Source organism: Mesorhizobium sp. M7A.F.Ca.CA.002.09.1.1, assembly GCF_003998555.1.
Taxonomy (GTDB): Bacteria; Pseudomonadota; Alphaproteobacteria; order Rhizobiales; family Rhizobiaceae; genus Mesorhizobium; species Mesorhizobium ciceri.
In genome coordinates this window covers 1-6,704 of record NZ_RZRR01000235.1, presented here as the reverse complement: position 1 = coordinate 6,704, position 6,704 = coordinate 1, and the positions used below count along the sequence as shown (strand labels likewise).

At 64.2% G+C, this 6,704-nt stretch carries 7 protein-coding genes; 3 read left to right on the top strand and 4 right to left on the bottom strand.

Annotated features, from left to right (window positions below; genetic code table 11):
- The 3 genes from EN994_RS12850 to EN994_RS12840 form a co-directional block, all read right to left on the bottom strand.
- Positions 1-2,260, bottom strand: a 2,260-nt coding sequence (locus EN994_RS12850; protein WP_127307573.1) for a response regulator, incomplete at its 3' end; no start/stop codon positions are given.
- Between the two features lie 114 nt (positions 2,261-2,374).
- A complete protein-coding gene (locus EN994_RS12845) occupies positions 2,375-3,181 on the bottom strand; it encodes a methyltransferase domain-containing protein (RefSeq protein ID WP_063169167.1) in 807 nt (268 codons plus the stop codon).
- Positions 3,182-3,327: 146 nt separating this feature from the next.
- Complete coding sequence (locus EN994_RS12840; RefSeq protein WP_063169166.1) at positions 3,328-4,245, bottom strand: polyprenyl synthetase family protein; 918 nt, start codon at positions 4,243-4,245, stop codon at positions 3,328-3,330.
- Positions 4,246-4,467: 222 nt separating this feature from the next.
- On the opposite strand from EN994_RS12840, the gene EN994_RS12835 reads away from it, so the two are divergent.
- The 3 genes from EN994_RS12835 to EN994_RS12825 all read left to right on the top strand — a co-directional run bounded on the left by EN994_RS12835 (position 4,468) and on the right by EN994_RS12825 (position 6,187).
- Positions 4,468-5,229: a transglycosylase domain-containing protein gene (locus tag EN994_RS12835; RefSeq protein WP_013529225.1), complete on the top strand. Its 762-nt coding sequence runs from the start codon at positions 4,468-4,470 to the stop codon at positions 5,227-5,229.
- 140 nt (positions 5,230-5,369) lie between these two features.
- On the top strand, positions 5,370-5,552 hold the full coding sequence (gene rpmF, locus EN994_RS12830; RefSeq protein ID WP_008834724.1) for a 50S ribosomal protein L32: 183 nt from the start codon (positions 5,370-5,372) through the stop codon (positions 5,550-5,552).
- Between the two features lie 233 nt (positions 5,553-5,785).
- Positions 5,786-6,187: a hypothetical protein gene (locus EN994_RS12825; protein WP_013529226.1), complete on the top strand. Its 402-nt coding sequence runs from the start codon at positions 5,786-5,788 to the stop codon at positions 6,185-6,187.
- Between the two features lie 263 nt (positions 6,188-6,450).
- On the opposite strand, the gene EN994_RS12820 is transcribed toward EN994_RS12825, so the two are convergent.
- Positions 6,451-6,704 (bottom strand): heme-binding protein (locus tag EN994_RS12820; RefSeq protein ID WP_206530402.1); only part of this gene is annotated, 254 nt, incomplete at its 5' end.

Genomic DNA, 6,704 nt, shown 5'->3' with positions numbered 1-6,704 from the left:
GCAGATAGTCGTCCATGCCCGATTCGATGCACTTGTCGCGATCGCCCTTCAGCGCATGCGCGGTGACGCCGATGATCGGAATGTGGGTGCCCGTCGAGGTCTCCATGGCCCGGATCGCGCGGGTCGCTTCGTAGCCATTCATCTCCGGCATCGAGACGTCCATCAGGATCAGCTTGGGGCGCAGCGCCCGGTACATCTCGACCGCCGTGCGGCCGTTGCCGGCGATGCGGTAGCTCAAGCCCAAGCCATTGAGGATCTGGCCGAAGACCAGCTGGTTCACGTCGTTGTCCTCGGCAATCAGGATGTCGATCGGTCCGTTCGGCGTGGTTGTCGATTCCGGTGCTGCCGCGACTGGCAGCGCCGGGCCGCGGATGACGGTAAAGGCAGGCGGCGCTGCCGGGGGAGCCTGGACGATCGGTTCGCGGACAAACTGCGCCTTGCCGACCTGCGAACGGGCCTTCTGCACGACCGAAATAACGGTGCCGAGCAGGACCGCAGAGCGCGCCGGCTTCGTCAAATGCGCGGCAATGCCGAAGTCGATGATCATCTTGCCGAAATCGACCTGGTCGACCGAGGTCAGCAACACCACCGGGATGGAGGACAGCCGGCTGTCGGAAGCAATTGCCCTGGCGACGTCGGCGCCGTTCATGCCGGGCATCTGGTAGTCGAGGATGATGCAGTCGACGGCGGCGCCCAACTGAAAGGCGCGATCGAGGAAGGCCAGGCCGACGGCGCCGCTTTCGGCGGCGGCACAGTCGAAGCTCCAGCTTCTGAGCTGCTCGAGCAGGATTTCGCGGTTGACCGGATTGTCATCGATGACCAGCACGCGCGCGCCGGTGACGTCGACCGGCACGATCTCGTCGCGCGCCGCGGCCTGATGCGCGGGCAGCGGCACCGCGAACCAGAACACCGAGCCGCGGCCGATCTCGCTCTCGACGCCGATCTTGCCTGCCATCAGGTCGACGAGGCGTGCTGCGATGGCCAAGCCCAGCCCCGTGCCCTCGTGACGGCGGGTGGACGAGCCGTCGACCTGCGCGAATTTTTCGAACACGTTCTGCAGTTTCTCGGCCGGTATGCCGATGCCGGTGTCCTCGACGCGGATCTTGAGCTGGACCACGTCGTTGACGATCTCGCCGCCGACGTCGATCAGCACGTGACCCTTCTCGGTGAACTTCACTGCGTTGCCGAGCAGGTTGGTGATGATCTGCCGGAACCGGCCGGCGTCGCCGACGACATGGGCCGGCAGGCGCGGATCGACGCGCACGATCAGGTCGAGGGTCTTTTCGGCGACGCGCGCCGAGACCAGCGTCGCCACGTCCTCGACCGCCTCGGAAAGGCGGAAGGGAGCAGGGTCGAGGGTGAGCTGGCCAGCATTGATCTTGGAGAAGTCGAGGATGTCGTTGATGATGGTGAGCAGCGCGTTGCCGGACTTCACGATAACGTCGGTGAAGGTCTTTTGGCGTGGGGTCAGATCGGTCTTGGCCAGCAGTTCGGCCATACCGAGCACACCGTTCATCGGCGTGCGGATCTCGTGGCTCATATTGGCCAGGAATTCCGATTTGGCGCGGTCGGCGGCCTCGGCCTTGAACAGGGATTCGGCGGATTCGGCAAAGGCGCGGCGGATCGCCACTTCCATCGGGCGGAAGATCCAGAAGGCGACGATGGCAAGGGCCGCGAACAGGATGCCGCTGGCCCACAACAACAGCCTGTCGCTGGAGGCATCGGCCAGATGGCGCTCATCATCCATGGCGGTGCGGACGCGAACCAGCATGGGTTGGGCGAACAGGTCATTCTGGTTGCGGATTTCGCGATAGCTCCACTCGTCGACCTTCTGCGCCACCGACATCAGGTTGAAATTGCGCACCATGTCGCGCGGCGACCAGAACAGATCGCCGTTAACTGAAGCGGATTGGAGTTCGTCGACGGTTTTGATCGACAGCCGCGGCTTGATCGCCGCAAGCTGGGCGGTCAGCGTCTCGATCTCGCCGGTCAGGCGCTCCGAATGGCCGCGCGCCGATGTGGTCAGGGCATCGCGTGTCTCCGCCCGCCAGGCGGTGCCGGTCGTCTCGGCAAAGCTGGTCGCGTTGCGCAGGTCTCGGGTGAAGATGACGAGATTGCTGCTCAGCGCATCGATGTCGCGGCGAAAGGAATTGACGCGATCAAGCGCAATCACGATGCCGGCGGAAGCCAGCGCGAAGATCAGCAACCCTGAAATATAGCGGATCCGGACCGACCGGATGAAGGACGAATATTCAGGCATGCGCAACCCCAACACATACGCACCATTTTAATGGCCGGGATTACGCTTCATTTACATTAAAATTTCGTTCGTTCGGGCAGGCGAGCCGTGCGAGCCGCCGGATGGACAGCGCGCCTAGGCCGCGTCCACGACGAGGGCGCGGATGCGGCCACTCACCGGGCCTTCCCCGAACCGTTTCCCAAGGGCATTCGCCACGTATCGCGTCACCTCCTCCAGCGAGCCACCGCGCGCCTCGATCTCGACCCGCAGGGGCGTGCCCTGGCAATAGGCCGTGGCCGCCTCATATGGCGAGGAAGCGGCGCTGACGGCATCCAGCGGCTCTATGGTAATGTTACGGAAGCCGGCGGCATGCAGGTCGGCGCGGATGACGTCCGCATCGTGATAGCCATGCGGTGTCCTTGCCATGAAGCGAGGCGGATCGGCCGGGAAAAAATGGCCGAGCGCCCGCGTCACCTCATCGGCAAACTCGTTCTCTTCGATGGCACCCCAGACGTTGAACAGGAAGTGTCCGCCCAGCCGCATCACGCGCCGAACTTGCCCGTAGGCGCCCACCCGATCGGGGAAGAACATCGCGCCAAACTGGCAGGCCACGGCGTCGAACTGTGCGTCCTCGAAGGGCAGCGCCTGAGCATCGGCCTGCTGCCAGGTGATGCGAGGATCGTCCACCATCCGCGTGCGTGCGTGGTCGAGCATGGGCTGGTTGAGGTCGGTGACCACGATGCGCGCTTGCGCCGGCAGCTTTGCTGCGAGCGCACGTGTCACCACACCGGTGCCCGCCGCCACTTCGAGCACCGATTGCGGCCCGAGCTTCGACACCCGCTCCGCCAGATCCCGCGCATATGGCTCGAAGATCAGCGGCACCATCGCCCGGTCGTAGATCTCGGGAATGGAACCGCTGAACAGCTTGTCGGTGGTCGACATGGCATCCTCCAACTCTTATCCGCACCGCGTGCTTGCCGTGCGGATGTCAATCCTCTGCCTCGGCAGGCTTCCGCTCAAGTTCTATTTCAGAACCGGCCGGCGGGGACGTGCGTGCAATCAGCTCGATGTTCCGGCTGGCACCAACCTTAGCTGTTACGCGCCGCCACGAATGTCGCCGCTTCTTTCAGCAACTGGGCATCGTCGCCATAGGGCTCAAGCAGCGCATGCGCCTGTTGGACGAGGCCGTGCAGCTGGCCGCGTGCCCAATTTGCACCATGCAAGGCCACCAGCGTCGCCTTGCCGGCGGCGGCGTCCTTGCCGGTCGCCTTGCCCATCTGGCTGGCGTCGGCGGTCAAATCGAGCAGGTCGTCGGCAAGCTGGAAGGCAAGACCGATCGCCGAGCCGAATTCGGCCAGCCGCTCGCGGTCATCGGCCGGGGCGCCGGCGATGAGGGCGCCTGCCTCGCAGGCGAAGCGGATCAGCGCGCCGGTCTTCATCGCCTGCAGCCGGATGATGCCGGCCTCGTCCGGCGGCGTCTGTTCGGCTTCGAGATCGAGCTTCTGGCCGCCGACCATGCCGCCTGCTCCGGCGGCGCGGGCAAGCGCCAGCACCAGGGCTGCCCGCCGCTCCGCCGGCAGCGCGGTCGACTCGCCGGCAATGATGTCGAAGGCCAGCGTCAGCAGGGCGTCGCCGGCCAGGATCGCGGTCGCCTCGTCGAAGGCCTTGTGCACGGTCGGCTGGCCGCGACGCAGGTCGTCGTCGTCCATGGCGGGCAGATCGTCGTGGATCAGCGAATAGCAATGCACGCATTCAAGTGCGGCGGCGACACGCAGTGCCGCCTCGCCGTCGGTGGAAAAAAGGGCGGCACTTTCCATGACCAGGAAGGGCCGCAGGCGCTTGCCGCCGTTCAGCACGCCATGGCGCATCGCCGCCATCAGCCGGTCCGGCCGGGCGATCTCGCCCGAAAGCGCGCGGTCGTCGAGCAGTCGCCGCAGCAGCACCTCGACGGCGGCTGCCCGCCTGATCAGCGCCATTTCGAACGCCATTTGGTCGTCATTCGTCATGGCCGGGACCGGTAGCCGACACTCAGACGTTGCGCAAGAAGGCAAGCGCCATTATGCCGGAGCAGTATGAGCCCGTTCGGAAACTCTACTCCTGCGGTCATCTGAGGGCGTTTTCTGCGCTTCCGGTGCTTGCGTACTCTAATGTACGCTCCGCTCCGGTTCTCGAAAACACCGTCACATGACTCACAGGAGCGCGTTTCAAAACGAGCTCTCTGGCACGGGTTGGGCGGCTTGGCGGAACCGATCGTCGATCATGAAACCGAAAAGCTGGACATGGCGACGAGATCGCGGGGCGTAAACCGCCGTGGTCTCAAGCGCTGGGTCCGGCGCGGCATCGTCGTGGCCGCGGTGCTGGCCTTGATTCCGGTCGTGCTGACATTTCTGTACCTGCCGTTCTTCGTGCATCCTGTCTCGACGCTGATGCTGAAGGACCTGGCGACCTTCTCCGGTTACGACCGCCGCTGGGTGTCGATCGATGACGTGTCGCCGGTGCTGGCCAATTCCGTCATCATGTCGGAGGACGGGCAGTTCTGCTTTCATCGTGGCGTCGATCTCGGCGAGCTGAGAGGCGTCGTCGACGATGCGCTGGCCGGCGAAGCGACGCGCGGCGCCTCGACCATCACCATGCAGACGGTCAAGAACCTGTATCTCTGGTCGCGGCCGCTGGGCTCGGTGCGCAAGGTGGTCGAATTGCCGCTGGCCGTCTATTTCGATGCGGTGATGTCGAAACGGCGCATCATGGAAATCTATCTCAACATCGCCGAGTGGGGGCCGGGCATCTACGGCATCGAGGCCGCGGCACAGCACCATTTCGGCGTCTCGGCAAAACAGCTGTCGCGACGGCAGGCCGCCCTGCTTGCGGTCTCTTTGCCAAATCCGATCGCCCGCAATCCGGCCAAGCCCGGGCCTGGCCTGAGGCGGCTTGCCAATCTGATCGAGCGGCGAGCCGGCCGCTCGGGGGCCTATGTCGGTTGTCTCCGCTAGCCGATCCAAAAAAATTCGCGCCAGTGCTGGCCAAAACGGCACAGGGCGTGTATAGGCACCCGACTTTCTCAGATTTAGGCCCCGACATGGCCCTTTCACGAGGGCGGGCGGGGCTTTTGACCATGTAGTGGAGCATATCCATGGCCGTTCCGAAACGTAAAACCTCTCCGTCCAAGCGCGGCATGCGCCGCTCGGCCGACGCCCTCAAGGCCCCGACCTATGTCGAGGACAAGAATTCCGGCGAAATGCGCCGTCCGCACCATATCGACCTGAAGACCGGCATGTATCGCGGTCGCCAGGTGTTGACGCCCAAGGAAAGCTGAGACCAGCCTTCCAAAGGTTTGAATTCCAAAAGGACCGGCCAGTGGCCGGTCCTTTTGCGTTTGGGGGGCGGGGTAGCGCGCATCTCGACGCGTGGGCGGCAATCGTTGCAGGCAACCGGCTGACATTGTTGTTGCGTGCGGTCTTCGACCGTGTTCAACGCTGCCATCGAAACATCTTGACGGCGTGCCTGTGGCGCATTCTACAAAGGATTGCCCCCACATGGAGACGCCAGATGTTCGGTGCCATTCCGCTGCTGATCGTGCCTTTCGTGCTCTACAATCTCGGACTGCTGGGAATATTCGGCAGCGGTGACGATCCGTGGGCAAGCGAGGTCTTCTCATTCAGCATGATGTCGGGTGGCGTGTTCTCGATGACGCTTGGCGATCTGATGGTGCTGATTGGGCTGATCTTCCTGTTCCTCGAAATGGCGAAGTCGGTGCGCACCACCAACGCCTCGATCATGGACCATCTTCTGTCGACGCTGGTCTTCGTGGCCTTCCTGGTCGAATTCCTGCTGGTGAAGGGTGCGGCCCATTCCGTCTTCTTCACGCTGATGGTCATCGCGCTGTTCGACGTGCTGGCCGGATTCGCGGTGTCGATGCGGTCGGCCAGCCGGGACATCAATTTGAATTAGGTCCCCCGGCGCGGAAGGCGGAAGTTTGACGGGCACTTGCGCTGACAGTTGGCGCAAACGCCCCTAACGTCGTCATCCCAGGGCGTAGCAAGGAGCGTAGCGACGGGCGCAGACCCCAGGGTCCAAGCCGCGACACGTGAGCGTTTCAGCGGTCCAGAATTCTGCTCCGCTGCACTCTACGGCGGATGTTACGGAATGGATCCTCGGGTCTGCGCGACGGAGCCTCGCTCCTGCTCCGCCCGTGGATGACGAAGTTCCCGACCTCACCCCGGATCGGCGGTGAAACCGGCGGCCTCGATGCCGGCGATTGCCGCGGCTTCGTCATTGTCCGACGTGTCGCCTGAAATGCCGACGGCGCCGATGATGGCACCGGCCTTGTCGCGGATCAGCACGCCGCCGACGACCGGCAGCACGCGCCCGCCCGAGACGTCCGAGATGCCGGCGACGAGATGCGGGCGCTCCTTGGCGAAGGCCTCGACTTTGCGCGAGCCCATGCCGATGGCGAGCGCACCATAGG

Coding starts and splice junctions, on each gene's coding strand:
- EN994_RS12825 (WP_013529226.1), top strand. CDS start 5,786: ATGTTCGGTGCCATTCCGCTGCTGATCGTGCCTTTCGTGCTCTACAAT.
- EN994_RS12840 (WP_063169166.1), bottom strand. CDS start 4,245: ATGACGAATGACGACCAAATGGCGTTCGAAATGGCGCTGATCAGGCGG.
- rpmF (WP_008834724.1), top strand. CDS start 5,370: ATGGCCGTTCCGAAACGTAAAACCTCTCCGTCCAAGCGCGGCATGCGC.
- EN994_RS12845 (WP_063169167.1), bottom strand. CDS start 3,181: ATGTCGACCACCGACAAGCTGTTCAGCGGTTCCATTCCCGAGATCTAC.